Genomic DNA, 26,386 nt, shown 5'->3' with positions numbered 1-26,386 from the left:
GGCCTAGCTCCCTTCCTGATCGTGCTGGTTGGAGGGAACGATGCTGGTGCTGGGAGTGGCTGGTGGGGGCGTAGCGACCGGGGAAGCCGGAGGAACCCCGTAAGGGTGGGTTACGGCTGCGGCGGAGTTGAAGGAGGTGCGCTGAAAGACTGCCATGAGACCGGCGACGATGAGGAAGAGCGACCAGCTGTGGGACCAGGAGAGGATGTCGAAGGAGTCGAGCAGGAAGAGGACGCCGACGAGAATGACCCAGATGGAGCCGCGCAGTGCGCTGAAGAGGCGGTATTGGTAGGCAGGGGTGCCGTCGTCTGAGAGGCCGTTGCCGGTGCCGGTCATCTTGTGAACGAAGAGCCAGACGCCGAGTCCGATCAGGAAGAAGGGAATAATGCGGTGGATGGGAAAGTGATGGAAGAGGCCCGCATTGCCTACCAGGAAGATGCAGCCAAGGCCGATCAGCCAGAGGGCGCCGGCGGGGAAGCGGTTACGCGGTATGGGGAGGTTGGGATCGACCGGGTAGGCTGGCGCGCCGTAGGGCGGGATCGGGGAAACGGGTGGGGGGGCGTAGTTCTCCCAGGGGGATCCCCAGGCGGCAGCGGACGGCTGCTGAGGCGGATACTGTGGCGGATAGCCTGCAGGCGGGGCCGTATAGGCGCTGCTCGGTGGGGAGTTGGGGGTGTCTGATGTGGGTGCGGTTCCCTGGGGAACGAAGGGGGCTGCCGGGCCGGAGTGGCTGACGCCGGGCCAGGACTTTCCGAAGCCCAGGCGTTCGCCGAGATCGTTCAGGCCGAAGGGATTGGGGAGCGGGGTGCCGTCGCGGCGGGCCTTGGCGGTGTGGTAGGCCTCGATGACCTGGTAGCAGACCCAGCCGGCGATGAAGAGGCCGAAGATACCGTGGTTGTCGGCGAGGCTGACGAGGATCGCGAAGACGACCAGGTGGACGACGCCCTTGGCGTACTGGCCGTTGTACATCGCGCCGACACCGGGGATAAAGCCTAAGAGAGCGGCGAGGCCGGGGTTGGGGCCAGCCGGAGGTTGCCAACCGGAAGGCATTCCTGCTCCCGATTGCCAGACAGTGTCGGCAGGGGCGCCGGGCTGACGTGCGTCGGAAGCCGCTCCAGGAGGCGGCGGAGTTCCCGCAAGTTTTGCGGCGAGGCAGGGTTCGCAGAAGACAGCAGAGCCGACGGTGCGGGTGCACTCCTGGCAGAGTGGTTTGCCGCAGTTCTGGCAAAAAGCAATACGTTCACGTTCAGGATGGTTTGCGCAAGTCATACCAATCCCCCTTCCGACTTAATGAGACTGGGAGTAAAGACAATAAAATCTTGAGACTGGAAGGGGAGAGGGGCCCGGGTGCTGACAGATGCTACTAGCTGAACGTTTCCGCCTGGGGTTTCGCGGCGGCTGGAGCCAGGGTTGGGTTTGGGGCTGTTCTGCTTCTGGTCGTTCTTGTCGCCGGGCTTCTGATTATCCGGCTGGGCGCCAGCTGGCTTGCTGCCCGGCTGGGTGGAGTCGTTCTGGTTGACGGGGGTGCTGCTGGTCGATGATCCAGACGATCCGGTTGAGCCGTTATCGTCGGAGGAGCGCTGCTGCAGGTCGCGGACGCGGGACTCAAGCTCGTAGACCACGCGCAGGTTGTCGGAGTAGCGGACTACCTTGGCCTTGGCCTCGTAGCAGCTGCGCATGATGCTGGAGGGTTTGAGGTCGCTGGCGTGAAGCTGACTGAGGTGGATGCCGGTGAGGTTCATGGTAAGGGCGATGGAGAAGAAGGCCATGGCAGCAGTCATGGCGAGGCGCGGCTGCAGCATGGTCTGGCCCAGGGAACGAAGCCCGTAGGTGACCCGAGTGCGGAAGGGAAGGACCTTGGCAGAGGTAAAGGGACTGGTTGCGAGGGTTCCTCCGGCGGAGGGAAGCAGGGACGAATGGCCGGGGAGGGTATTCGGCGTGCGTAGGTAGTCGGTTCGGCCGAGGACGATAGGGGGCTGGTCTTCTTTGGCGGGACCGAGGGCGGTCTTGCCGCTGGTCTGGGCGAGGATGCTCTCAAAGAGGGAGACGGGGGGCTCGGGGCGGGGAGATTTGAGCATCTCCATCCAGGTGGCTCCGCGCTGGGCGTCGGCGAGCAGGCCGGCGCAGCTGGGGCAGCCGATCATGTGGGTGTCGAAGGTGGCCTGATCTGCGGCGGAGAGGGTACCGTCGAGGGCATCGGCGAACATGGCCTCGCACTGCGCGCAGTGCTGAGGATCTCCGGGTGCGCCTGGTTTGACGCTGCCGAATTGGTTGAAGTCTGCCACTTTAAACCACCTCTCTCTCTAGCACTATGTCCACTAACTTTCTATACGTTGCAGAAGCCTTGCAAGTTCCCCGCGACCGCGACTGATGCGGCTTTTTACGGTTCCTTCGGGTATGCGGAGAACCTGTGATATCTCTTTGTAATCCATATCCTCGAGATCGCGCAGAATAACAGCTTCGCGAAGCTCGGGCGAGAGCTGTTTTAGGGCGCTCTGGACGCGAACTTTGAGCTCGAGGCCGGCCACATGATGCTCCTGGGAGGGCCGGGGGTCGGCGAGCCGGTCGGCCATGGTGGGGCTGTCCTCTTCGCCGTCGAAGGTGGCGTCGAGGGACTCGGAGGCGCGCTCGAGGCGGGTGCGGCGAAAGTGGTCCACCAGGAGATTGCGGGCCAGCGTGGTGATCCAGGTCTGAAAGCTGCCTTTTTGGGTATCGAAGCTGGCGAGGTTCTTGTAGAGCTTGAGAAAGACCTCCTGGGTGAGGTCCTCGGCGTCGGTGCCTGAGCCGGTGAAACGGTAGCAGATGGCGTAGATACGGCGATGCTGGGAGGCGACGAGCTGCTGCCAGGACTGGGAGTCTCCGGCCATGCACTGGCGCACCAGTTTGGCTAGGGCTTCCTGCGCTGCTTCCTGTGCCGCATCCTGTTGTGGGGTACGCTCCAACTTCGCCTCAAATGATTTTGTCGGTGGGAGAAGTGTACCGCGTGGAGCGGGGGATGGATTGATTTGTTGCTGGACTTGAAGGATGTCGGGAGTGGCAACGTGCTGTGCCGGGACTCTAGGCAGGCGGCGCGCCGGGGATTTGAGCGCCGTGTGCCGGCTCACTGTCGGAATCGCCATGTGCAGAACGCCCATGGATTGCTATACGCATGGGCGTTCCGGTTTGTTCACAGATGGACAGTGAATGTGGGTTAGGGGGTTGGAGCGGAGATGACGCCGCAGGCGATCCGGTTGCCGGAGTTTCCGGAGGGGTCGGTCTTCATGTCGTCGGCTTTCTCGTGGATGACGATGGAGGTTCCTCCGTTGGCGAGGATGCTGTTCGCTGCGGTGGGGTCCATCGAGAGGTAGTTCACGTTGAAGGTGGCCTGGCCGAGATGGCCTTCGCCGATGGTGACGTTGCTTGGCAGGTCGCCGGCATGGTGGCCCATGGGGTTCTGGAAGCCGTGCTGTTTGTTTTCGGGGTTGAAGTGGCCGCCTGCGGTTTTGAAGTCGGGTGCGTCGCAGAGGGCTTTGGCGTGGATATGGACGCCATGCTCGCCTACGGGGAGGTTCTTGAGGTCGAGCTTGATGCGAACGCCCTTCTTCGAGGGGCTGAAGGTGGCGGTTCCTGCATCTTCGCCGGTGCCGGTCTTAATGGGAACGATGACGACGTTCTTTGGCTTGGGCTTGGCGGAAGCGGGAACAACGAGGACGGGGACAACGAGAAGGCTAAGGGTGACGGCGGCGAGGATGTTGCGCATGGGTTCTATTCTCCAAATCGACTACCTGATGAGAATACCGAAGTATTTGTTTGGGTTGCGTGCTGCGTCGGAACAACTATGTAAAATTTGGATCATGATTGCAATGCGGTTTCCGTCCCTGTCGAAGTTCGTGGTTTTTTCGTTCCTTCTTACAAGTTTCTCTGCACTGGTTCCTCTTTTCGCGGCTGCACAGGCCGGGCCGGATGCGAAGCCCGCTGACGCGAAGCCTGCGGCTACGCCGGGAATCTCGGCTACGTTGCCTCCTCTTCCGGCGGATGCGCATGTGGAGCAGACCATGCAGCTGGACGGCAAGACGCTGCACTACACCGTGACCGTGGGTACGCTGCCGGTGCGGGATGGCAAGGGCGGGCTGAGCGGCGAGGTGGTTTATACGTCCTATGTTGTTGAGGGCAAGGATCGTGTTGTTGAGAGCAAAGACCGGCCGGTGACGTTTGCATTCAACGGTGGGCCGGGCGCGGCTTCGGTTTATTTGAACCTGGGGGCGATTGGGCCGAAGAGAGTGGCGTTCGGCGCGGAGGGGCAGAGTCCGTCGGATCCGGCGACGCTGACGGACAATCCGGGGACGTGGCTGGACTTTACGGACCTGGTGTTTATCGACCCGATCGGGACGGGTTTTTCGCGTTCGCTGGTGTCGGAGGAGGAGTCGAAGAAGCAGTTTTATGGGCCGGACCAGGACATTGCGTATCTGTCGCGGAACATCTACGACTGGCTGGTGAAGAACGGGCGGCTGCAGGCTCGCAAGTACATTGTGGGCGAGAGCTATGGGGGGTATCGCGGACCGAGGCTGACGGCTTATCTGCAGTCACAGACCGGGGTTGCGGTGAATGGGTTGGTGCTGGTTTCGCCGGCGCTGTCTCCGCAGGGTGGTTCGCCGGATATCTCGCCGATTCCGTGGATGATGACGCTGCCTTCGATCGTGGCGGCGAACTATGAGCGGCAGGGCAAGCTGACGAACGAGAACATGGGCGAGGTGATCGACTACACGCGGAGCGAGTATGCGGTGGACCTGATGAAGGGCAACAGCGATCCGGCGGCGACGCCTCGTCTGGTGAAGAAGGTGACGGAGCTGACGGGACTTGATCCGACGTTTGTGAAGCAGTCGGGTGGGCGGCTGGAGACGCAAGCGTTTTTGCGGGAGGAGTTTCGGGAGACGGGCAAACTGGGCAGCCGGTATGACCCGAACGTGACGGCTTACGATCCGTTTCCTTACAACCCTACGCAGGAGACGCAGGACCCGATTTTGTTGAGTATTATTGCGCCGACGACTACGGCGATGGTGGATTTTGTGACTCGGACGGTTGGTTGGAAGACGGATGCGAGTTACAACGCGCTGTCGTTCGACGTGAACAGGATGTGGGATAACAGCGGGCGTAATGGCGCGTTTTCGGGGTCGGCTTCGGCGACGGATCTGAGGGTTGCGGTGGCTACCGATCCGAAGCTGCGCGTCGTGATTGCGCATGGATGGGCGGATCTATCCTGCCCGTTTATGGGGTCGGTGCTAACGGTGAGCCAGATTCCGCCGATGGGCGATCCGACGCGGGTGCAGGTGCATGAGTATCCCGGGGGGCACATGTACTATGCGCGGCCGGCTAGCTCGCTGGCGCTGCGCAAGGATGTGATGGAGATGGTGTCGAAGCACTGAAGCCAGCGCAGTTGGGAGGCGTGACGATGCCAGGAAGGCAGTATCTTCCTGGCATCGTTTTGAGTATCTTGAGGCGGCCGGCGGCTGGATGTTTTGTCAGGCGCGCATCAGGTGGCGGCGTCGAATCGGGCGCTCAGGAAAGATGCCGATACCCTGGCGGTGACCATGCACATAATCAGCAGGAAGGGCACATAAATGCGCGCTTCGGTGACGAGGCCGAACGTGAAGTACATCGGTAGATAGAGGAGAGCAGACGCCATCGCCACTTTTTCCACGGCGGTTAGAGGAGGCCGGTAGACCATCAACAATAGTGCGAATGAGACGAACGGCGCCAAGATGATGGTGAGGATCTCGAGATTGTGAAAGGTAGAATTCGGCCCGAACTGGATGTCTACGCTGGCCTGTGGATAGAGGGTGTGCAGGTAAACCTGAATCCCCGCAGAGATGAGGGCGATAAGACTGCCGATGACGATGTAGTCCATGCTCGCGCGGAATTTACCCTGCGACCCCTTTTTGACGAGGGACCAGAGGCCAACGAAAGCGGTTGCCGCCCCAAAGACAAGGGGCACGTCGGTCCGAACGAGGGTTTGAATCAGGACTGCAGCCAGAAGTGGAAGCGACCACAGCCGATTTTTTTCGATCTTCGCGAGACAGAAGAGAGAGAACGCCAGGAAGAGAGCGGAAGGCATCGTCTCGGGCCGTTGCCAGGGAACTACCCAAGCAAGCGGAAATTGAATGATCGCCAGGAAGAAGAGGATCTTCAGCGCTCTGTCTTTCGGCCGATCCGGCTCTTCCAACGGGAGATCGACCGTCATCAAATACAGGAGGTAGAGTGCGGAGAATCCTGTTATCAAGTCGAACGCGGCGGCAGTAATGGACGTGTCGTTCACATGGAAGATCCTGGTGGTCGTCTGGATCAGAGCAGGAAGGGCAAGACGAAAGGTACCGCCCATTTGTGGTCTTTGTACTTGTGCGGTGTGCCCGTACGTATACCAGCCGTTGTGCACAAAATGGGCTAGTTGCACACAGACGAAGAACAGGAAGATGCCCGTGAGGATTCTTTCTTGTTTTTTGCTCAACGTGATGTCTCCGGAGGTCGCTTATTTTTATCATGATCGCGAAGGGCGTTCCTGTTTGGCGGTTCTGTTTGCTTAGAGGATCGTTGCGACGGTGGGGAGTTCGAGTTGTTCGGAGTGTTGGTCGTCGAGAAAGGGCTCGAAGTGGGTGCGGCAGCGGGCTTCGTAGAGGCCTGCGGCGCCTACGAGGACGAGCTCCTGGCTTTGGCCGAGGCGCTGGGTGTGGATGGCGGGGGCGCCGCAGACCATGCAGACGGCAGAGAGCTTGGTGACCTCGTCGGCGATGGCCATGAGGGCGGGAATGGGGCCGAAGGGCTCGGCGTTGAAGGTGGTGTCGAGGCCGGCGAGGATGATGCGTTTGCCGAGGTGGACGAGCTCTACGGTGAGGGGGAGGATGGTGTCGTCGAAGAACTGAGCCTCGTCGATGCCGATGACGTCGATGTCGTCTAACTGAGGGAATAGCGCGGCTTTTAGGTGCTCTACGTTGGTGACGGTGCAGGCTTCGTGGGTCTGGGAGCTGTGGCTGGCGATGGAGGTGCGGTGGTAGCGGAGGTCGATGTCGGGCTTGTAGCAGGCGACGCGCTGGCGGGCGATGCGGGCGCGTTTGAGGCGTCGGATGAGCTCCTCGGATTTGCCGGAGAACATGGGGCCTACGATGGTTTCGATTCTGCCGGGGATGGGGCGGGTCATTGGTGAGGAGGCCTTTTTGCTGGGGTCTCTGGCTATCCTAACCGCGGGCGGCGGTGGATTTCGGGGGAGTAATTTTTTTGGCCAGCGGAGTTGTGGTTTTTGCTGGGGTTTTGCGGAAAACGGCGTTTTGAGTGTGGTTTTTTGGTGGTGAGAACGTGGTGGATTGCGTGGTGGGCGTGGTGTTTTGGCAGCGTACTTGCTGGCTCCGAAGAATGTGACACGGGGGTGAAGTATTTTTTTATCTTGCGCACAAGCGAGATTTTCGCGCTTGACCTCGCTGGAGGAGGCCCGTAGTATCCTCCCACCGACGGTAACTTGCACCAAACAGGGGACTCCGCAATACAACGTTCGTTGTACCTCCTAGCTCGACGCTTCTTCGCAACGCTCTACGTTTCTTCGCAGAGCTCAGTGCTTCTCTGCGACCGATTCAGCACGCAAACCATATTGAGTGAGGCTATTTCATGAAACTACGTTCTCTTTGTACGCAATTTCTCTGTCTTTCGGCGATGGGAATCTCCCTGTTGTCTTCGGGGCAGGCTCAGACTGGAACCTCGGCCAGGTCAACGGTGACGGCACCGGTGTCGGACAGCAAGATGATCACGCTGGCCGGCAATGTACGCCCGGAGGCGAATGCGCTGAATGACCGGGGCGCGGTGGATGGCGCAATGCGGCTGGACCATATGCTGCTGCAACTGAAGCGGCCGGCGGAGCGCGAGGCGGCGCTGACGGCCAAGATCGAGTCGATGCACAGGCCGGGCAGCCCGGACTTTCATCAGTGGCTGACGGCCGAAGAGCTTGGAGCCGACTATGGTCCGAGCGCGAAGGACATCGCAGAGGTGACGGGATGGCTCAAGAGCCATGGATTTGAGGTCAACGAAGTTTCGAAGAGCGGGATGGTGGTCGATTTTTCGGGAAGTGCGGCGCAGGTGAATAGCGCGTTTCGCACGGAGATGCACACGTTGAAGGTGCGTGGTGAATCGCATATTGCCAACATGCAGAATCCGCAGATTCCTGCGGCGCTGGCGGAGGTGGTGGTGGGCGTGAGCTCGTTGAGCGACTTCCGTCCGAAGCCTGCGAATAAGGGCATCAGCGCGGCGCGTATCGATGGTGCCTCCAAGGGAATCGTCGCCAGGGCTGCGAAGCCTGAGGGGGCGAGTCCTGACTTTACGACGAACGCGGGTTTTCAAGCGGTGGTGCCGGACGATCTGCACACGATCTATAACTTTGGGCCGGTCTACGGCAGAGGCGTTACCGGCAAGGGCGAGACGGTGGTGGTGATTGAAAACACTAACGTCTACTCGACGGCGGACTGGGTTACGTTCCGGAGCACGTTCGGGCTGTCGAAGTACACGAAGGGCAGCTTCCGGCAGGTTCATCCGGGTGGCTGCAAGAACCCCGGCGTGCTGATTGGAAATGACGGCGAGGCGATTCTCGATGCTGAGTATGCGAGCGCCGCGGCTCCAAACGCTGCGATCGTTCTGGCCTCGTGCGCCGATACGCAGACGACGTTTGGCGGATTGCTGGCGATCAACGCTCTGATCAATCTGCCGTTGCCTCCGCCGGTTATCAGCATCAGCTATGGCGAGTGCGAGGCTGGGCTGGGAGCGGCGGGCAATGCGACCTACAGCACGGCTTACCAGCAGGCCTCGGCGGAGGGGGTTTCGGTGTTTGTGTCCTCGGGTGACGAGGGTGCGGCAAGCTGCGATGCGAATCAGCCTGCGGCGCAGTTCGGTATTGCGGTGAGCGGATTCGCTTCGACGCAGTACAACGTGGCGGTGGGCGGAACGGACTTTGGCGACACGTACGCCGGGACCGTCTCCACCTATTGGAGCGCGAAGAACAATGCAACCTTCGGCTCAGCGAAGTCGTACATTCCTGAGATTCCGTGGAATGACTCCTGCGCGAGCACGCTGATCACGAACACGGTTGGATACAACGTCCCTTTTGGCAAGAATGGCTTCTGCAACTCGGCTGAGGGTGAGGCGTTCTTTCTGACTACGGCGAGCGGAAGCGGCGGACCGAGCAACTGTGCGTACGGCAATACGTCGCCTCTGAACGGCACGGCGGCAGACAGCGGGACGTGCAAGGGCTACAAGAAGCCGAACTATCAGCGCAGCCTGTTCGGCAATCCTGCGGACGGAGTGCGGGACCTTCCGGATGTGTCGCTGTTCGCGGCGAATGGCGTTTGGGGACACTACTATGTGTTCTGCTACAGCCAGCCAGCGCCGGGTGCGGGCGGTGCTCCGTGCACGGGCGATCCGTCGAACTGGTCGGGCGCGGGCGGTACGTCGTTTGCGGCGCCGATTGTGGCGGGTATCCAGGCGCTGGTCGATCAGTCGACCGGAACGCCGCAGGGTAATCCGAACTATGTTTACTATGCGCTGGCCAGGCAGGAGTTTGGCGGCGCGGGGAACAACTCCTGCAGCGCGACGCTGGGCAACGGAGTGGACAGCACGTGCACGTTCTACGATGTGACTCTGGGCGATATGGACGTGAACTGCCTGGGCAAGTTCAACTGCTATACGCCTTCGGGAACGAACGGTGTTCTCTCGGTTTCAAGCAAGGCCTATGAGAAGGCCTATAACAGCAATGCGGGATGGGACTTTGCGACTGGGATTGGGACGCTGAATGTGAACAATTTGATTAAGAATTGGGATAAGGCGTTCCAGTAGGTCGATCAGTTCTGGTTGTAGCGGGTCAAGGCCGGCACTCTGACGAGTGCCGGCCCTTGCTTTTGCTTGAGGTGGTGATCCGGTCCGTGGAGGAAGTTTCTCGTAACGCGACCTCTTGGGCGGAGATGTATCCCAGAGATTGTCGCGGTGCAGTAAGGTAATGGTGTCACAACTTAGCGGACGGAGCTTCCGGCATGGGCAAATGGTATTTCGTTGCAAGTATCTGCGGTTGGCTCTCCCTACTTTGCTGGCTTCCATTTCTACTGCTTACTCTCACGCCGGGACATCTAGCTCCTTACCCGGATTGGAGGGGCGCGATGATCCTCCGTGGGCTCTTTATGAGCCCCTTTGCAGGGATATCGTTGGCATTAATTGCTGCAACTACGAGGAGACAGTGGCTTGTGCTTGCGGGGGTATGGCTGGCTGCACTCGGATGGGGGTGGTGGTCGATGGAACGACACCCGTTCGATATGTAATTGGATACTTAGGTTCAGAAAACTAGTCTGCGTCGGCGTAGAGGGATTCTTCTGGGGCGTCGGTGGGGCTCTCGAAGTCTAATTTGTAACCGTCGGGGTCCGGGAGGATGGTGACCCACATGGCGTTGCCTACGAAGGGGCGCTGGGGTTTGAGTCCGCGTGCGAGCGCTGCTTGATAGATGGCGAGGGCGTCGTTGCATTGGAAGCAGAGGGAGACTCCTTCACCTGGTTTGCCGGATGGGCGCTTGTCGGGGCGGTACTCCTGGAGCATGAGGGCTGCGCCTTCGAGTTGAAGCCAGCACCAACGGAGCTTGCCGTCGTCGATCCACTCTTTTGTTTTTTCGAAGCCGAGGCCGTTGACGTAGAAGCGGAGGGAGGCTTCGAGGTTCGCGACCCAGAGGAAGGGAACGACCTGCTGGATGTTGGGGGCGGGAGTCACGGGTTGCTCCTGATTGTCGAGAGAGTTCGGATTTCTTTGCATGATCTGATCTTTGAGCGTTTGAAGCGAAGGTATGCGCTTCGAAACGAAAGCGGACCTCAGCGGCTAAAGCCGCAATGCAACCAAAGTTCTTGCGGCGCGGCTGAAGCTGTGCCCTTAAGCAAAACAGAGAGCAAGACCAAGATCAAAAACAACAGTAGGGGTGCAGGTTATGCGGGAGGCTCTTCATTCTTTTCGGCTTCCTTTTCGGCGAGGGGTTGCCAGAGTTCGATGCGGTTGCCTTCGGGGTCGGTGATCCAGGCGAAGCGGCCGTAGTCGGCGTCCTCGCGGTGGGGGTCGATGGGGATGTTTTCTGCGGCGAGTTGGGTGAGGAGCTCGTCCAGATTGTCGACGCGGTAGTTGACCATGGCTTGTTGAGGGCCCTTGTCGGTGCCCTTGCCGAAGTACGGAGTGTCTTCGGGGAAGAGCGACCATGTGGTGCTGCCGGTGGTGGCCGGAATCTCGTCTGTCCAAAGAAAGGTGGCGCCGCCGTAGTCGGAGAGGGTTATGCCGAGGTGTTTGGCGTACCAGGCGGAGAGGGTTTTGGGATCGCGGGCGCGAAGGAAGATGCCGCCGATGCCGGTGACTCGAGCCATGAAGCCTCCTTGATTTGAAGACGAGTATATACACAGGATTTGAAGGATGCGTGTTGGGAGCGCCGTGTTTGACGGTGGGGATGGGTCCGAGTATGCTCTTGGCCAGTTGGTGGGCCCGGGGATCTGCGCGCATAGGTGCCGGTCGTGTGCTTGCTCTCGATGACTCCTGCGCACAACTTATTGATGCCTGTCGCGATCCCGATTATTTTTCCGAGGAGATTGCTATGGCTACGACACAGCAGGCGGCCCCATCGGGGCGAGAGATCAATCCAGATGCGTTGAATGCGCTTATGGGGCGGGTGGTTCAGGATATGGGTGCGGCGATGCAGGCCCCGGTGATTTTGATTGGGGACAAGCTGGGACTCTATCGCGCGATGGGGGATGGAGAGCCGGTGACTCCGGCGGAGTTGGCGAAGAAGACGGGCACTGCGGAGCGTTATGTGCGCGAGTGGCTGAATGCGAATGCGGCTGGGAAGCTTGTGGAGTTTGACGCTGCCAGGGGCGCGTTCTTTCTGACACCGGAGCAGGCGCTGGTGCTGGCGCTGGACGATACGCCGGTGCATCTACCGGGGTTTTATCACATGCTGGCCTCGCTGATGAAGGATGAAGAGAAGCTGACGGAGATCTATCGCACGGGCAAGGGGATGGGTTGGCACGAGCATGAGAAGGGGCTGTTTGAAGGGTGTGAGCGGTTCTTTCGACCGACCTATCTTGCGAATCTGGTGGCGAACTGGATTCCTGCGCTGGAGGGAGTGGAGGCGAAACTGAAGGCGGGGGCGCGGGTGGCGGATATCGGCTGCGGACATGGAGCTTCGACGCTGCTGATGGCGAAGTCTTATCCGGCTTCGAAGTTCTTCGGGTTTGATTATCATGGGCCGTCGATAGAGAAGGCTCGGGCGAAGGCAGAGGCGGCGGGGCTCGCGGATCGAGTGACGTTTGAGGTGGCTTCTGCGAAGGCTTTTCCGGGGAAGGACTACGACCTGGTGGCTTTCTTCGATTGTTTGCACGACATGGGCGATCCGGTTGGGGCGGCGAAGCATGTGAAGACGACGCTGGCGGCGGGTGGGACGTGGATGATTGTGGAGCCGTTTGCCAATGACGATGCGGCGGCGAATCATAATCCGGTGGGGCGTATCTTCTACTCCGCTTCTGCGACGGTCTGCGTGCCTTGCTCACTGGCGCAGGAGGTTGGGCTGGGACTGGGAGCGCAGGCGGGGCCGACGAGGATCGAGAAGGTGGTGCGGGAGGGAGGGCTTACGCACTTTCGGAAGGCTGCGGAGACGCCGTTCAACATGGTGTTTGAAACGCGAGGTTGATGGGGAGGCTGGCGGCTTTACTGCTTTGTCTATTGCTTTTCTTTACTGCTTTTCTACGACAACGGCGGTTCCGTAGGCGAGGACTTCGGTGACTCCTTTCATGAGCTCGTTGGCGTCGTAGCGGAAGGCGATGACGGCGTTGGCTCCTAGCTGGGCGGCGTGGAGGCTCATCATGGCGTAGGAGTCCTGGCGGGTCTTCTCGCAGAGTTCAGTGAAGAGAGTGATGTCGCCGCCGACGATGGTCTGGAGGCCGGCACCGATCGTGGCAACGATGTTGCGCGAGCGGACGACGATGCCGCGGACGATGCCGAGGTTCTGGACGATGCGGTAGCCGGGGAGCTCGAGGGCAGAGGTGACGAAGGCCGGGTTGATGGAGTTTGCGGGCGGCGGGTAGGTCGACATTTGGAGCAGGCTCCTGACTTGCTGGAGAAGATACGGGTTGGGGGGTGGTTTGGTTCCGGCGGCTAATCGATGTGGAAGACTTCGTCGAGGGGGGACATGAGCTGGTCGGGGTCTTTGCTGGTGGTCTGGACGAAGAAGTCCTTCATCTCGGACTGCCAGAGGGCGTTGATGGGTTCGTAGCGCATTCTGGTTTGGGCCAGCTGGAAGTCGTTGGTTTCGAGGTAGCCGATGAGCTGGCCGCTGGGCGTGAGGAAGAGGGAGTAGTTGTGCCAGCCGGTGCGCTGGAGGGCGGCGATCATGTCGGGCCAGACGGCGGCGTGGCGGCGGCGGTACTCGTGGAGGCGGTCGGGCTTTACCTGGAGGAGGAAGCAGACTCTTTGTTTGGTGGGGTGTTCTGGGTTCATAGGGTTGGTCATGGGTTTCTCTTGTTGGCTGCTTGATTCAGGTGCGGAGGTTGGCGATGAGTCTGGTAACGGCTCCTGAGTCAATGTTTTTGGCGGCGAGGGCGATGCCGTTGGGGAGGTCGAGGGCGAGGTCTGCGGCGACGAGGACGGCGGCGGCGTTGAGCAGGACGATGTCGCGGCGGGGGCCTTGCTCGCCGGAGAAGATGGCGGTGAGGATGGCGGCGTTGGTCTGCGCGTCGCCGCCCTGAAGGGTCTCGATGGGGGAGCGCTGGAGGCCGAGGTCTTCGGGGGTGATGGTGGCGATGGTGATGGCGCCGTGGTGGACTTCGGCTAGTTGGGTGGGGCCGCTGATGGAGATCTCGTCTAAACTCCCGTCTGGGCTCCCGGCAGGACCCTTTTCGCGGAGGGTGCTGCCGTGGACGACGAAGGCGTGATGGGTGCCGAGGAGGCACATGGCTTCGGCGACGATGGGGACGAGATGCGCGGAGTAGACGCCCATGACCTGCGCGGAGGCTCCGGCGGGATTGGTGAGGGGGCCGAGGATATTGAAGACGGTGCGGACTCCGAGGGCGCGGCGGACGGGCATGACGGCCTTCATCGCAGGGTGCAGGCTGGGAGCGTGGAGGAAGGCGAAGTGGTGGGTGCGGAGGGTGGTCGCGGCTTGGTCTGGGGTGAGGTCGACGGGGATGCCGAGGGCTTCGAGGACGTCGGCTGAGCCGGTCTGCGAGGTGATGGCGCGGTTGCCGTGTTTGGCGACCATCAGGTTTGCGTCGGGGGTGGCGGCGGCGACGAGGGCGGCGGCGGTGGAGATGTTGAAGGTGCCGCTGGCGTCTCCGCCGGTGCCGCAGGTGTCGACTAGATTCTTCCGCTCGGCGTCGGTGAGGGGGATGGGGGTGACGGCGGTGCGCATGACGTCGACAAAGCCGGCGATCTCGGAGGCGGTTTCGCCGCGGGCTGCGAGAGCTCCGAGGAGGGCGGCGATCTCGAGGTCGGTGAGCTGGCCGGAGAGGATCTGCTGCATGAGGTCGCGGGCTTGTTCGCGGGTGAGGGTGGAACGGGCTTCGAGGATCTGCTTGAGATGGGGCTGGGGCGGCATCGGTTTAAGCGTAGCAGGTGGATGGGGCAGCGAGTCAGCAGTTAGCAAGTTAGCAAGTCAGCGGGGCAGCGGAATTGAGGCAGGTGTTGCTTGCTAGAAAGGAGTAAGTGCAAATGTAGGGGATACTTTACTGCGTTCAGGGTGAAGACTGCCAAAAAACGGGAAATGGAATGCCTCCTCCATTGGACTCGCTCTAGCTGGCTGGATGACGCTTATTGATCTGCTGACTGGCTGGTGTTTGCAGCGAGCTGATAGGCATCGAATCTCCATAGAAAACCACCGCGAAAGATGGTTGGTTTACTGCGTAAGTTGTAATTCGGCGCTTTATTCTGCTGCTAGGCTTGAGAGCATGAAAGCTTTTGCGCTGCTTCTACTGCTGAGTACCACTGCGTTCGATAGAAAAAAGCCAGATCCTGCTGACTATAAAGACGGAATGCTGGTATCTCTCAAAGAAGTGATCACAGGTAAAACCTGTTCGCACTACTCTCTAAAAGTGGATGACAGGGAATCTAAGTTCGATATCGTTGAGGCTCGCTAACATGAAAAGCCTCGTTTGGGCCATTACAAAAATGGCTTCCAAGTACGCGATAGCTCTATCTGTCATGCACTATTTAGGTGGCTTGAATTGGTTGACGGGCTTGTCAATCGCCATATTTCTACCCCTTTATCTGCCATGGTCTTCATCAAACAAGGTAGATATCTCTCATTTCACGCCGCACATAATTGACCTGAATCCTCATATAGCGTCAATGCTGATCGATTTGGGCCTAATTACTGATGAAAAATGGAAACAACTCGTTTCAGAGGATGTCGCCCGTAAACCATGGGACGGCCTTTCTTTCGCGGTTCATGGCATTCGCGGAGTGGTGCTATCGGTAGATCCGAATGGCGATAACGTCGTTCACTGGACTGGATGGGATTACTACACCACGCAGACAATGATTGAGGTGCCGTTAGATTTTGTGCAATTCTCAGGTGCGTATTTTCCTTGGTCTCCTAGATTCTTTTTCAGGACAGGCAAAGGGGGCTATCACCTTGGAATCGAAGTGAACGATACATGGCTAAAAGAAAAACGAAAAGACCTGGAACAGAGTGGGATCGTTAAAGAATTTGACACTGATTACAGGTTCGGCACGACCAGACTTACTCTTGATGTTCTTCCGCCCGACGTGTTTTGGAAATTCTACAGAGAGCATGACAAGAAACAATGGGAGGCAGCAAAGCAAAAAGCTATCTCTTCAGGATGGAAACCGGAAGAGATCGGGATTGAAGAGATCGGTTATTTTGGCGATAGATACGAAGGCAAATATGGAACAGTAAATTTAAGATTTATGCCGGATGGTCGATAAAATCGTGGTAACCCCGTCAACTCGCTGACTCGCTAACCAACGACCCGCTACAGCTTTGTGATGACGGTGAAGGGTGACGGATTCTCCTGGGGGCCGAGGAAGGCTGGGCGGCGGAGGTTTGCCGAGGAGAAGGCGTGCTCCCATGCTGGGGATTGGAGTTCGGGCATGGGTCTGGCGGCGAAGAGTTTGCGGCATTGCTTGGCGGTCCAGCGGGCCCAGGTTTTGGATTTTTTGCGGCGCGCGCTGTCGGTGGAGATGCCGGTGCCGGCGTACATCTGGCGGTAGAGCTTGGAGAGGAACATGAAGGCTACGCGTGCGCGGAGTGTGGGTGTGCAGGCGGAGCGCTCCCAGATGGAGGACCAATCGTAGAAGCGGTCCCAGACTTTTTGCGTGCGCTGGCTGATTTCCAGCGAGCTCATCGTAGGGTGAGGGGTGAACATCTTGGGGCGGATGGCGGTGGGGATGAGCCAGTAGCGGGTGATGGGGATGTCGCCGGTCGGTGTTGCGACGACTTCGGGAGCTTTGGCTTGTTCTATTTCCCAGCGGTTGAAGTCGACGGTGCCGGGGAAGGGCGTCATCATGACAAATTGGGCGAAGGTGACGCCGGCTTTGAGGGCCATCTCGACGGTGGCGTCGAAGGTGGCGGGCTTGTCGGTGGGGAGGCCGAAGATGAAGGAGCCGAGGACGTGGACGCCGTGCTTCTTGAAGGTCTGGAGCTGGTTTGCGAGAGCAACGCCCGAGTAGTTGAAGTCTTTGAAGACGGCCTTGAGGCCTTCGGGGGTGACGGCCTCTACGCCTACGAGCGCGCCTTTGATGTTGGCCTTGCGCATGGCGTCGAGGTATTCGCCGTCTTCGCCGGCTTCCATGGTGATCTGGGTAAAAAAGACCATGTCTTTGGGGAGCTTGGCGAGTTCGGCCATGAGGAGGAAGCGTTCGGCGCGGATGGCGGTGAGTTCGGCGAGCTTGGCTTCATTGTTTTGTTCGCGGGCGAGGCGTAGGTCGGTGAGGGTGACGGGGTAGAAGTTGTCGTCGGCGAGGGCGATGAAGCGGAAGCCAATCTGGCGGAGATTGACGATCTCGTCGATGACGGACTGGTGGGGGCGCTGACGGGGCTGCTGGCCGTCGGTGCGCCAGACGCTGCAGAAGGAGCAGTGCTTGGGGCAGCCACGGATGGTCTGAACGGAGGCCCACATGTACTTGTCGCGGGGCATGAGATCCCAGCGGGCGGCGAGGAAGTCGGTGCCGCTGATGCGGCCGCCTTCGTAGATCTTTTCGGGTTGAGCGCCGGAGAGGATGTCGGTGACGGCTTTGCCCCAGGCTATGTCGCCGTCGCCTTTGACTACGGCGTGGGCTTCGCCGCGCTCGAATGCTTCTTCGGGGAAGAGGGTGGCGTGGATGCCGCCGTAGATGACCCAGGCTCCGCGTTCGCGGGCGATGCGGCCGACCTCGTAGCCGCGGAGGGCGTTGCCGGTGTGGACGCTGATGCCGACGATGTCGCCGGACTGGATGGAGTCGGGGATGATTTGTTCGATGGATTCGTCGATGAGGATGGGGTCGCCTGCGAGGGAGGGTGTGGCGGCGGCGAGGACGAAGAGCCAACGGGGTGTGATTACAGCGGTCCCAAAAGAGTTGTCGCTGGGATTTACGAGATGAACACTCAAGAATCCAACCTTGCTAGGTACGGTGGTTTCACAGAGTGTTTGAGACTGGAACGAATCAACGCGGAGCTGCGGCTGGGCGGTGAGTGCTGGCCGGGAAGATTCCCGCCGGACTAATGTCGTCCATCATACAGAGGCAAGATGAAGAGAACCTTAAGGTTACGGGTTAAAGTGCGGGCGGTAACCGCACGGTTGTGCGAGATTGTGATTGCGGGCGGTTGTTGGAGTCCGCTACACTTCTCGCGCGAGCGTAATTTCGAAGGTATCCATGAAAATTCACGAGTATCAGGCGAAAGAGATTCTGCGGAAGTACAGTGTGCCGGTTCCGGGCGGCGAGATGGCGACCACGCTGGAGCAGGCGGACACTGCTGCGAAGAGTCTGTTTGGCGCGGGGAACAAGGTTGTGGTGGTGAAGGCGCAGATTCATGCCGGTGGGCGGGGCAAGGGCGGCGGCGTGAAGCTGGCGCGGACGCTTGAAGAGGCGAATGCGGCGTCGAAGGCGATTCTGGGGATGCAGCTGGTGACGCACCAGACGGGGCCTGCCGGTCAGAAGGTGCAGCGGCTGCTGATTGAAGAAGGGTCTGCGATTGAGCGGGAGCTTTACCTGGGGTTGGTGCTGGACCGGGCTTCGGCGAAGGTGGTGTTTATGGCTTCGCAGTCGGGTGGGATGGAGATTGAAGAGGTGGCGCATGCTACTCCGGAGCTGATCTATAAGGAGTACATCGATCCGGCGGTGGGGTTTGCGCCGTACCAGGCGCGGAAGCTGGCGTTCAAGCTGGGATTGAAGACGACGCAGATCAATGACGCTGTGAAGTTTATGACGGGCTTGTACAAGGCGTTTGTGGAGACGGACTCGACGCTGATGGAGATCAATCCTTTTATTACGACGAAGGATGACAAGCTGCTGGCGCTGGATTGCAAGATTAATTTTGACGACAATGCGATGTTTCGGCATAAAGATCTGAAGGAGCTTCGTGATCTGGCGGAGGAAGATCCGCTGGAGGTTGAGGCGAGCAAGTTTGCGCTGAACTACATCAAGCTGGATGGCACGATTGCGTGCATGGTGAATGGCGCCGGGCTGGCGATGGCGACGATGGACATCATTCAGTATGCGGGTGGGAGTGCGGCGAACTTTCTTGATGTCGGTGGTGGTGCGAACCAGGAGCAGATTGAGAATGCGTTCGGGATTCTGTTGAGCGATCCGAATGTGAAGGCTATCTTCATCAATATTTTTGGTGGGATTTTGCGGGTGGATGTGCTGGCTCAGGGCGTGGTGAATGCCGCGAAGAAGCTGGGCGTGAAGATACCGATCATTCTTCGGCTGGAAGGCACGAACGTGGAAGAGGGCCGGAAGATTCTGGCGGATTCGGGATTGAACTTTCAGGTGGGGCAGACGATGAAGGAAGCCGCGGATTTGGCTGTGGCTGCTGCGAAAGGTGGCAAGTAATGGCGGTTTTGGTTGATAAGAATACGCGGCTGATTGTGCAGGGGATTACGGGGCGTGAGGGGACTTTTCACGCTAAGGGCTGCGCGGAGTATGGGACGACGGTTGTGGGTGGGGTGACGCCGGGTAAGGGTGGGACCACGCATGAAGGTTGGCCGGTGTTCAACACCGTCGAAGAGGCGGTGAAGGAGACGGGGGCGAATGTTTCGGTGATCTTTGTGCCGCCGCCGTTTGCTGCGGATGGGATTCTGGAGGCTTCGGCTGCCGGGGTGCCGCTGGTGATTTGTATCACTGAGGGGATTCCTGTGCTGGACATGGTGAAGACGTGGGAGTTTGTGAGAGGGACGAAGACGCGTCTGATTGGGCCTAACTGTCCGGGGGTTATTTCGCCGGGGAAGGCTAAGGTTGGGATTATGCCGGGGCGGATTCATAAGGAAGGCTCGGTGGGGATCGTTTCGAAGTCGGGCACGCTGACGTATGAGGCGGTGTACCAGTTGACGACGCGGGGGATTGGGCAGTCGACGGCGATTGGGATTGGGGGCGATCCGATTATTGGGACGACTCATATCGATGCGCTGAAGCTGCTGAATGAGGATCCGGAGACTGAGGCGATCATCATGATTGGGGAGATCGGCGGGTCGGCGGAAGAGGCTGCGGCGAAGTACATCAAAGAGCACGTGAAGAAGCCGGTGGTTGGGTTTATTGCTGGGCAGACGGCTCCTCCGGGACGACGGATGGGGCATGCTGGCGCGATCATCTCTGGCGGTGAGGGGACGGCTGCGGAGAAGATGAAGGCTATGACGGAGGCTGGGATTACGGTGGTGAAGTCTCCGGCGGAGATTGGCGAGGCTATGGCTCGGGTGCTGGGGAAGGCTTGAACTGACTGGCGAGGAAACGGCTGAAGGTGAGTAAAAGGTTCGGTCGGTTTGGGTGAGCGAAGTTCTTCGGGATCCTTCGCTGCGCTCAGGATGACAGCAAGAACGAGTCGTGGTGAGGCTACGGAATAGGCTGTGGGTGAGGCTATGGCTCGGGTGCTCGGGAAGGCTTAGCGTCTTCGTTTGCGATTGCAGATGTGGCAGGGAGGAGACGGCATACCCCAGGGGCTAAAGCCCCTTCTGCTGCTGTTGATTTAGAGACCCAAGGCTGAAGCCTTGGGGTACCTAGAGGCAAAGGCAAAGGCAAACGCAACTGCAACTGCAACTGCAAAATACGGGGATCTCTCCACTGCGCTGCTCACGATGAGACTGTGAGCAGCTTCGGTCGAGATGACGAAGTCAGGGGTGGGGAAAAAGAGGCCGGAGAATGATCTTCTGCGGCCCTTTGCTGCGTTTGACTGGTTGAAGTTATTTGATGATGTTGCCGGTGGTGTCTCGGTACTCGATTGGGCCGAGGTTGAGTTCCTTCAGGCCGGGCTCGATTTTTGCACGGTCGCCTACGGCCATCAGGATGAGCTGGTCGGGATGGACGTCGGTTTGGGCGGCTTTGGCGACTTCGGCGGGGGTGACGGCTTCGAAGCGGGCGGGTAGCTTGGCGAAGTAGTCGGTTGGGAGACTGTAGATGAAGATTTGACGGAGGCCGCCGACGGAGGCTTTGGTGGTTTCAAAGTCGCCGGGGAGGGAGTGGAGGAGAGAGTCCTTTGCGAGCTTGAGCTCGGCTTCGGTGGGTGGTTCGGTGCGGATGCGGTTGAGTTCGAGCATGAGCTGTTTGGCGGCGGGGGCGGTGACGTCGGTGCGGACTTGCGCTCCGCTGTAGAAGGGTCCTCCGGTGCGGTACATCATGAAGCCTGAGCTGGCGCCGTAGGTGTAGCCGTGTTCTTCGCGGAGGTTCATGTTGATGCGGCTGGCGAAGAGGCCGCCGAGGACGTTGTTCATGATCATGACGGCGGGGTAGTCGGGCGTGGTGCGGGGAAGGCCGAGGCCGATGGCGTAGAGCGCGGTTTGCGGTGCGCCGGGCTTGTCGACGATGACGATCTTGAGGCCGGGTGGGGCTGGGGCGGGGGGGACGGCGGTGGCTGTGGCTGCGGAGGCGGACCAGGGGGCGAAATACTTGTCGGCGAGGTGTTTGACCTCGGACTCGTTGACGTCGCCGGCGAGGACGAGCGCGGAGTCTTTGGGGCCGTAGTGGGCCTGCCAGAAGGTGGCGATGTCGTCGCGGGTGATGGATTTGATACCGTCGGTGTTACCAATGGAGCGAATGCCGTAGGGGTGGTCGCCGTAGAGGGTGCGGAAGCCAACGCGGAGGACGGAGGCTACGGGCTGGTCGCCTTCCTGGAGAATGGCGACGAGGCGCTGCTTGCGGATGCGTTCGACTTCTTCGGGTGCGAAGGCGGGATGCTCGATGACATCGGAGAGGAGGTCGAGGCCGGCTTCGGTGTTGTTGCTGAGGGCGCTGAGGCTGGCGTTGGCGCTGTCGACGTCGGCGGTGGAGGTGAGGGTGGTGCCGATCTGCTCGGCGTTGTCGGCGAGTGTGGTGGCGGAGCGCTGGGTGGTGCCTTCGGTGAGGAGGCGGGCGGTGAAGCCGGCGAGGCCAGCTTTGGCGGTGGAGTCGGACTCGCTGCCGGCGCGGGCTACAACTGCGGCGCTGTAGACGGGCAGGGAGTGATCTTCGAGGAGATAGACCTGGAGGCCGTTGGCTAGCGTGAAGGTTTTAGGGACCGGGAGGTGGAAGGCGGTGGTGGGGCCGGGTGCGGGTGCGGTTTTGCGCCAGTTCTGCTGGTCTTCGAACTGCGCGGTGTAGGGGGCGGTGAGCTTGACGTCGGCGTCGGTGTTGTCGGGGCTGCGGGGGACGTCGTCGACTACTTTTTTGCCGGGGACGCAGTTGACGACGACGCTTTGATCTTTACCGAGGTACTGCGTGGCGGCCTGCTTGACGGAGGCGACGGTTGCGGCCTGGTAGCGGGCGATGTCTTTGGGGAGGTAGCCGGGGTCGTCGAGGAACTGGTTGTAGCGATCGAGGGTGTCGGCTACGCCGCCGAAGCCACCGAGGCGCTGGAGGCCGGTGATCTTGGCGGTGACGTCGACGGTGCGGGCGCGGTCGAGTTCGGCTTGAGTGGGTCCGTCGGATTGGAGGCTGGCTACTTCTTTCCAGAGGGCGGCTTCGAGGGTGTCGAGCGAGACGCCGGGTTTGGCGGTGATGTCACAGTCGGCGATGGAGCCTAGCTTGAGGGCGTTGAGATTGCAGGTTACGGTCTGGGCAACTTGTTGTTCGTAGACGAGCTTGCGGTAGAGGCGGCTGGCCTTGCCTCCGCCGAGGATATGGACGAGGAGGTCGGTTTCGGCGTCGCCGGGAGTGAAGACTGGAGGGGTGAGCCAGGCTACAGACAGGCGCGGGAGTTGGACGGAGTCGGTGACAGTCGCGCGTTTCTGCGTGGTGATGGGCGGGGTTTTGACGGTGACGGGTTCGACTGCGGGACCTTGCGGGATGGGGCCAAAGTATTTGGTGAGGAGAGCTTTCAGCTTTGCGGGATCGAAGTCGCCGGCGATGGCGATGCTGGCGTTGTTGGGGGTGTAGAAGTGCTGGTGAAAGTCGCGGATGTCGTTGATACGGGCGGCTTCGATGTCGGCGTGGGAGCCGATGACGGAGGCGTAGTAGGGGTGCTCATGCGGGAAGAGCATGTGGTAGGCCTGCTCGTCGGCGAGCGCGTAGGGAGTGCCTTCGCCCTGGCGGCGCTCGTTGCGGACGACGTCGCGCTGGTTGGTGAGCTTGACGCGATCGAGGCCTTCGAGGAGGAAGCCCATACGGTCGCTTTCGAGCCAGAGGCCGAGCTCGAGCTGATTGCTGGGGAGGGTCTCGAAGTAGTTGGTGCGATCGAAGTCGGTGGTGCCGTTGATGTCGGTGGCGCCGGCGCCTTCGAGATATTTGAAGTGGGCTTTTTCGCCGACGTGCTCGGAGCCTTCGAACATCATGTGCTCGAAGAGGTGGGCGAAGCCGGTGCGGCCGGCGCGCTCGTTGAGCGGACCGACGTGGTACCAGAGGTCGATGGCGACGAGGGGGAGGCGATGGTCTTCGTGGGTGAGGATGACGAGGCCGTTGGGCAGGGTGTACTTCTCGTACTTGAGTTCGGGGAGCTTCAGCGGCTTGGCTGCCGGAAGATCATTTGCGGCGAAGGCCATCGAGGCAGATGCAAGGCCGCATAGAAGTGTCGCTGCGGCGATTTTCTTGAACGCAAACAGAGGTGTCATCTTTTCTCCACGGAGGGCCCGGCCAGGTCTTTTAGAGAGTGCCTGCGTACTCGGATAGAAACGGTGAAAGGATGATACCAATTTGATGGCTGGCTGGCCCGGAAGATATTGCCGTGCAGCTGCTCTCAGGGTTTGTATACTTCCGCAATGCGTCTTCCTTCGATTGCTCCCGTCGTCATGCTGGCTGCTGCCTTTCTGTGTTTGAACTCTGAGATTGGCAGTGCTCAGACCGGTGTTCAGGCGGTTTCGGTGTCTTTTCCTGCTGCGCGGTCGGCGAAGCCGCTGGATGGGCGAGTTCTGCTGCTGTTGTCGAATGATCCGTCAGACGAGCCTCGGATGCAGATCGACGATACGCCGCGGAGCCAGATGATGTTTGGCGTGACCGTGGATGGGCTGAAGCCCGGACAGAGCGTTGCGGTTGACGATAAGGCTGCGGGATATCCGATTGGAAGTCTGAAGGATGTTCCGGCGGGCGAGTACACGGTGCAGGCGGTGTTGGATGTGTATGAGACGTTTCACCGCGCGGATGGAAAGACGATCAAACTGTCGCCGGACCGGGGCGAAGGAAAGCACTGGAATCTGGCACCGGGGAATTTGTACAGCAAGCCCGTGAAGGTGCGCGTGGGAAGGGACGGTGCGCCGATTGCGATTTCGTTGGACCAGGTGATTCCGCCAATTGTGCCTGAAGCGGATACAAAATATGTTCGGCATATACGGATTCAGAGTGCGCTGCTGACGAAGTTCTGGGGGACGCCGACGTATTTGAGTGCGGTGGTGCTGGTGCCGGAGGGGTTCGACGAACATGCGGAGGCGCATTATCCGCTGATGATCTTCCATGATCATTTTGTGACGGGCTTCGATGATTTTCGGACGACGCCGCCTGATCCGAATTTGAAGCCAGACTATTCGGAGCGGTTTCATCTTGCGGGGTACAACCGGATTCAGCAGGAGGAGGCTTACAAGGAGTATCAACAGTGGATCAGTCCGAAGTTTCCACGCGTTTTAGTTATGAAGATTCAACATGCGAATCCGTACTACGACGACTCGTATGCGGTGAACTCTGCGAACCTGGGGCCCTATGGCGATGCGATTGAGACGGAGCTGGTTCCTGTGGTGGAGAAGCAGTTTCGCGGGATTGGACAGAGCTGGGCGCGGTTTATGTATGGCGGCTCGACGGGCGGATGGGAGTCGCTGGCGGTGCAGATCTTCTATCCGGACCACTACAACGGGGCTTTTGTGGCTTGTCCTGATCCGGTGGACTTTCATGCGTATATGACGCGGGATCTTTATAAAGACGAGAATATGTTTTATCTGCAAGGCGCGAACAAGCGGGTGGAGCAGCCGGCGATGCGGGATTATCTGGGGCATACGCTGATCTCGATGAGGGACAACATTGCGTATGAGGCGGCGCTGGGCGATCGCGGACGGTCGGGCGAGCAGTTCGATATCTGGCAAGCGGTGTATTCGCCGCAGGGGAAGGATGGATATCCGGAGCCTATCTTCGACAAAGAGACCGGGGCGATCGATCATAAGGTCGCGGAGTACTGGAAGGAGCACTACGACCTGAACGCGAAGTTGCAGCGGGACTGGGAGACCCTGGGCCCGAAGCTGCAGGGAAAGATCCATCTGTATGTGGGTAGTGACGACACTTATTTTTTGAATGACGCGGTTTATCTGATGGAGGATTTTCTGAAGACGACTGGCACGCCTGGGCATGGTGTGCCTTATGACGGCGAGGTGCTCTATGGGCCCAGGGCGGAGCACTGCTGGAATGGGGATCCAACGCTGCCGAATGCTCTGTCGCGGCTGCACTACAACACGATGTACCTGCCGAAGATCATGGATCGGATCGCGAAGACGGCTCCTGCGGGCGCGGATGTGACGAGCTGGAGATACTAGAAGCGGAGCTGGGCTCCTCGCAATAAAGACTTTTGACTGTTGCAAATAGGCGGGATTGTCTTGTCTTTCTCCCGATTTTGGCTGCGCAGAATCTTCTTTTGTAAAGATTAAGTTGCACAGAATTCCTCGCAGATGCATCCAACTTCCACAGCGGTGGGGTTTCGACGCTTGTGCGCCTTCCACTCAGCTATCGATCTTCAGGGGACTAGACGTGCCATCAACGACCTTCGCGCCAGACGAACCGCTGATTAGTACTATTGATGCTGTGGCGTACGAAGCACGCACGGGCCTGTCCGCCACACCGAAGACCCTTTCCCCCTGGCTCTTTTATGACGAGGCTGGGTCGCATCTCTTCGAACAGATTACGGAGCTGCCGGAGTATTATCTGACTCGGACTGAGCGAAGCATCTTCGCGGCTAATGCCAGCGAGATTCTGAGCGAGGCTGCGCTTGGGCAGGGGCCCAGCGGAAAACTTACCCTGATCGAGCTGGGCGCTGGAACGGCAACCAAAACGGGCATACTCCTGGCCGAGGCCGTTCGGCAGCAGGGGAGTGTGGTCTATCAACCTGTGGATGTCTCCGAGACCGCCCTTGCAGAGGCGAGTGAAAATATCCTTTCGAACATTCCTGGCGTTACCGTTCGCTCGCAGGTTACCGACTATACTCGCGAGGCGCTTCCGCTCAATCGTCTGCCCGATACGCGGACGCTGGCGCTTTACATCGGCTCGAGTATCGGTAACTTCATGCCGGAGGATGCGAGGGATGTTCTTCGTAATCTTCGCGCTCAACTGCTTCCCGGGGACACTCTCTTGCTTGGCACGGACCTTGCGCCCAATGGTGGCCCTGTCGCCAATAAGACGGTGGCCACGCTGCTTGCCGCGTACGATGATGCTGCTGGAGTGACTGCGGCTTTCAATTTGAATGTGCTTACCAGGCTCAACCGCGATCTTGGCGCTGATTTTGTGCCGGCAAACTTTCGCCACCGTGCTTGTTGGAACCCTGCAGAGTCACGCATCGAGATGCATCTGGAGTCGCTGATCGCTCAGCGCGTGCATATTCCCGTGAACTCCAGCGGTCGGGCGTTCACGGTTGACTTTGCGCGTGGCGAAAGTATTCATACCGAAAACAGTTACAAATTTACCTCGGCTGCAGTGGACGCTCTGCTGGCATCGGCGAAGTTCAGGAAGATGAAGTCCTGGGAGGACCCGCAACATCTGTTCGCGGTGACGCTGGCGACTGCGGTTTGAC

22 protein-coding genes are annotated in these 26,386 nt (G+C 59.6%); 9 read left to right on the top strand and 13 right to left on the bottom strand.

Features of this window, described 5'->3' with window-relative positions:
* Positions 1-3 precede the first annotated feature (3 nt).
* From HDF09_RS07390 to HDF09_RS07375, 4 genes are read right to left on the bottom strand one after another with little or no spacing between them, the layout of a single operon-like run.
* Positions 4-1,269 (bottom strand): B-box zinc finger protein, encoded by a 1,266-nt coding sequence (locus HDF09_RS07390; RefSeq protein WP_183764076.1) that lies wholly within the window; start codon positions 1,267-1,269, stop codon positions 4-6.
* Complete coding sequence (locus HDF09_RS07385; protein WP_183764073.1) at positions 1,266-2,285, bottom strand: anti-sigma factor family protein; 1,020 nt, start codon at positions 2,283-2,285, stop codon at positions 1,266-1,268. Before HDF09_RS07385 ends, HDF09_RS07390 begins: the two co-directional genes overlap by 4 nt.
* A gap of 33 nt (positions 2,286-2,318) precedes the next feature.
* On the bottom strand, positions 2,319-3,134 hold the full coding sequence (locus tag HDF09_RS07380; protein WP_183764070.1) for an RNA polymerase sigma factor: 816 nt from the start codon (positions 3,132-3,134) through the stop codon (positions 2,319-2,321).
* A 56-nt stretch (positions 3,135-3,190) separates the two neighbouring features.
* Positions 3,191-3,739, bottom strand: coding sequence for a superoxide dismutase family protein (locus HDF09_RS07375; protein WP_183764067.1), 549 nt, complete (start codon positions 3,737-3,739; stop codon positions 3,191-3,193).
* Between the two features lie 103 nt (positions 3,740-3,842).
* On the opposite strand from HDF09_RS07375, the gene HDF09_RS07370 reads away from it, so the two are divergent.
* On the top strand, positions 3,843-5,402 hold the full coding sequence (locus HDF09_RS07370) for a S10 family peptidase (RefSeq protein WP_183764064.1): 1,560 nt from the start codon (positions 3,843-3,845) through the stop codon (positions 5,400-5,402).
* A 107-nt stretch (positions 5,403-5,509) separates the two neighbouring features.
* On the opposite strand, the gene HDF09_RS07365 is transcribed toward HDF09_RS07370, so the two are convergent.
* On the bottom strand, positions 5,510-6,481 hold the full coding sequence (locus tag HDF09_RS07365) for a hypothetical protein (protein ID WP_183764061.1): 972 nt from the start codon (positions 6,479-6,481) through the stop codon (positions 5,510-5,512).
* Positions 6,482-6,553: 72 nt separating this feature from the next.
* On the bottom strand, positions 6,554-7,168 hold the full coding sequence (locus HDF09_RS07360) for a thymidine kinase (RefSeq protein ID WP_183764058.1): 615 nt from the start codon (positions 7,166-7,168) through the stop codon (positions 6,554-6,556).
* 461 nt (positions 7,169-7,629) lie between these two features.
* Here HDF09_RS07360 and HDF09_RS07355 point away from each other — a divergent pair, with 461 nt between their 5' ends.
* Positions 7,630-9,840, top strand: a complete 2,211-nt coding sequence (locus HDF09_RS07355; protein WP_183764055.1) for a S53 family peptidase — start codon at positions 7,630-7,632, stop codon at positions 9,838-9,840.
* 498 nt (positions 9,841-10,338) lie between these two features.
* On the opposite strand, the gene HDF09_RS07350 is transcribed toward HDF09_RS07355, so the two are convergent.
* Positions 10,339-10,797: a VOC family protein gene (locus tag HDF09_RS07350; protein WP_183764052.1), complete on the bottom strand. Its 459-nt coding sequence runs from the start codon at positions 10,795-10,797 to the stop codon at positions 10,339-10,341.
* Between the two features lie 167 nt (positions 10,798-10,964).
* Positions 10,965-11,390 (bottom strand): VOC family protein, encoded by a 426-nt coding sequence (locus HDF09_RS07345; protein ID WP_183764049.1) that lies wholly within the window; start codon positions 11,388-11,390, stop codon positions 10,965-10,967.
* 224 nt (positions 11,391-11,614) lie between these two features.
* On the opposite strand from HDF09_RS07345, the gene HDF09_RS07340 reads away from it, so the two are divergent.
* Positions 11,615-12,706 carry a class I SAM-dependent methyltransferase gene (locus HDF09_RS07340; protein ID WP_183764046.1) on the top strand — a complete coding sequence of 364 codons (1,092 nt, stop codon included), beginning with the start codon at positions 11,615-11,617 and terminating at the stop codon, positions 12,704-12,706.
* Between the two features lie 42 nt (positions 12,707-12,748).
* Here the strand turns inward: HDF09_RS07340 and HDF09_RS07335 are convergent, their stop codons facing one another.
* The 3 genes from HDF09_RS07335 to trpD form a co-directional block, all read right to left on the bottom strand.
* Positions 12,749-13,108: a YbjQ family protein gene (locus HDF09_RS07335; RefSeq protein ID WP_183764042.1), complete on the bottom strand. Its 360-nt coding sequence runs from the start codon at positions 13,106-13,108 to the stop codon at positions 12,749-12,751.
* A 62-nt stretch (positions 13,109-13,170) separates the two neighbouring features.
* Positions 13,171-13,524 (bottom strand): L-rhamnose mutarotase, encoded by a 354-nt coding sequence (locus HDF09_RS07330; protein WP_260181009.1) that lies wholly within the window; start codon positions 13,522-13,524, stop codon positions 13,171-13,173.
* A gap of 25 nt (positions 13,525-13,549) precedes the next feature.
* Positions 13,550-14,608 (bottom strand): anthranilate phosphoribosyltransferase, encoded by a 1,059-nt coding sequence (gene trpD, locus HDF09_RS07325; RefSeq protein ID WP_183764039.1) that lies wholly within the window; start codon positions 14,606-14,608, stop codon positions 13,550-13,552.
* A gap of 205 nt (positions 14,609-14,813) precedes the next feature.
* On the opposite strand from trpD, the gene HDF09_RS07320 reads away from it, so the two are divergent.
* Entirely contained in the window at positions 14,814-15,146 is a 333-nt protein-coding gene (locus tag HDF09_RS07320; RefSeq protein WP_183764036.1) for a hypothetical protein, read from the top strand.
* A 1-nt stretch (position 15,147) separates the two neighbouring features.
* Positions 15,148-15,957, top strand: a complete 810-nt coding sequence (locus tag HDF09_RS07315; protein ID WP_183764033.1) for a hypothetical protein — start codon at positions 15,148-15,150, stop codon at positions 15,955-15,957.
* A gap of 47 nt (positions 15,958-16,004) precedes the next feature.
* On the opposite strand, the gene HDF09_RS07310 is transcribed toward HDF09_RS07315, so the two are convergent.
* Complete coding sequence (locus tag HDF09_RS07310; RefSeq protein WP_183764029.1) at positions 16,005-17,618, bottom strand: B12-binding domain-containing radical SAM protein; 1,614 nt, start codon at positions 17,616-17,618, stop codon at positions 16,005-16,007.
* Between the two features lie 265 nt (positions 17,619-17,883).
* On the opposite strand from HDF09_RS07310, the gene sucC reads away from it, so the two are divergent.
* Together sucC and sucD are read left to right on the top strand one after the other, a co-directional pair.
* A complete protein-coding gene (sucC, locus tag HDF09_RS07305; protein WP_183764026.1) occupies positions 17,884-19,062 on the top strand; it encodes an ADP-forming succinate--CoA ligase subunit beta in 1,179 nt (392 codons plus the stop codon).
* Entirely contained in the window at positions 19,062-19,937 is an 876-nt protein-coding gene (sucD, locus tag HDF09_RS07300; protein WP_183764023.1) for a succinate--CoA ligase subunit alpha, read from the top strand. Before sucC ends, sucD begins: the two co-directional genes overlap by 1 nt.
* 465 nt (positions 19,938-20,402) lie before the next feature.
* Here the strand turns inward: sucD and HDF09_RS07295 are convergent, their stop codons facing one another.
* On the bottom strand, positions 20,403-23,240 hold the full coding sequence (locus HDF09_RS07295; protein WP_183764021.1) for a M16 family metallopeptidase: 2,838 nt from the start codon (positions 23,238-23,240) through the stop codon (positions 20,403-20,405).
* A 147-nt stretch (positions 23,241-23,387) separates the two neighbouring features.
* Here HDF09_RS07295 and HDF09_RS07290 point away from each other — a divergent pair, with 147 nt between their 5' ends.
* Positions 23,388-25,139: an alpha/beta hydrolase gene (locus HDF09_RS07290; RefSeq protein ID WP_260181008.1), complete on the top strand. Its 1,752-nt coding sequence runs from the start codon at positions 23,388-23,390 to the stop codon at positions 25,137-25,139.
* Between the two features lie 211 nt (positions 25,140-25,350).
* The gene (gene egtD / locus HDF09_RS07285) at positions 25,351-26,385 is read left to right on the top strand and encodes an L-histidine N(alpha)-methyltransferase (protein WP_183764018.1); all 1,035 of its coding nucleotides are present in this window, start codon (positions 25,351-25,353) and stop codon (positions 26,383-26,385) included.
* Position 26,386 lies beyond the last annotated feature (1 nt).

The organism is Edaphobacter lichenicola (assembly GCF_014201315.1).
Classification (GTDB): domain Bacteria; phylum Acidobacteriota; class Terriglobia; order Terriglobales; family Acidobacteriaceae; genus Edaphobacter; species Edaphobacter lichenicola_B.
Note: the sequence above shows the minus strand (reverse complement) of the source record. Positions and strands in the feature narration are given on the sequence as shown.

Bases quoted from the DNA above. Each gene is read 5' to 3' on its own strand.
- HDF09_RS07370 (WP_183764064.1), top strand. From the start codon at position 3,843: ATGCGGTTTCCGTCCCTGTCGAAGTTCGTGGTTTTTTCGTTCCTTCTT.
- HDF09_RS07295 (WP_183764021.1), bottom strand. From the start codon at position 23,240: ATGACACCTCTGTTTGCGTTCAAGAAAATCGCCGCAGCGACACTTCTA.
- sucD (WP_183764023.1), top strand. From the start codon at position 19,062: ATGGCGGTTTTGGTTGATAAGAATACGCGGCTGATTGTGCAGGGGATT.
- sucC (WP_183764026.1), top strand. From the start codon at position 17,884: ATGAAAATTCACGAGTATCAGGCGAAAGAGATTCTGCGGAAGTACAGT.
- HDF09_RS07345 (WP_183764049.1), bottom strand. From the start codon at position 11,390: ATGGCTCGAGTCACCGGCATCGGCGGCATCTTCCTTCGCGCCCGCGAT.
- HDF09_RS07330 (WP_260181009.1), bottom strand. From the start codon at position 13,524: ATGACCAACCCTATGAACCCAGAACACCCCACCAAACAAAGAGTCTGC.
- HDF09_RS07375 (WP_183764067.1), bottom strand. From the start codon at position 3,739: ATGCGCAACATCCTCGCCGCCGTCACCCTTAGCCTTCTCGTTGTCCCC.
- HDF09_RS07340 (WP_183764046.1), top strand. From the start codon at position 11,615: ATGGCTACGACACAGCAGGCGGCCCCATCGGGGCGAGAGATCAATCCA.
- HDF09_RS07360 (WP_183764058.1), bottom strand. From the start codon at position 7,168: ATGACCCGCCCCATCCCCGGCAGAATCGAAACCATCGTAGGCCCCATG.
- HDF09_RS07380 (WP_183764070.1), bottom strand. From the start codon at position 3,134: ATGGGCGTTCTGCACATGGCGATTCCGACAGTGAGCCGGCACACGGCG.
- trpD (WP_183764039.1), bottom strand. From the start codon at position 14,608: ATGCCGCCCCAGCCCCATCTCAAGCAGATCCTCGAAGCCCGTTCCACC.
- HDF09_RS07320 (WP_183764036.1), top strand. From the start codon at position 14,814: ATGACGCTTATTGATCTGCTGACTGGCTGGTGTTTGCAGCGAGCTGAT.
- HDF09_RS07290 (WP_260181008.1), top strand. From the start codon at position 23,388: ATGCGTCTTCCTTCGATTGCTCCCGTCGTCATGCTGGCTGCTGCCTTT.
- HDF09_RS07335 (WP_183764042.1), bottom strand. From the start codon at position 13,108: ATGTCGACCTACCCGCCGCCCGCAAACTCCATCAACCCGGCCTTCGTC.
- HDF09_RS07355 (WP_183764055.1), top strand. From the start codon at position 7,630: ATGAAACTACGTTCTCTTTGTACGCAATTTCTCTGTCTTTCGGCGATG.
- HDF09_RS07350 (WP_183764052.1), bottom strand. From the start codon at position 10,797: ATGCAAAGAAATCCGAACTCTCTCGACAATCAGGAGCAACCCGTGACT.
- HDF09_RS07315 (WP_183764033.1), top strand. From the start codon at position 15,148: ATGAAAAGCCTCGTTTGGGCCATTACAAAAATGGCTTCCAAGTACGCG.
- HDF09_RS07390 (WP_183764076.1), bottom strand. From the start codon at position 1,269: ATGACTTGCGCAAACCATCCTGAACGTGAACGTATTGCTTTTTGCCAG.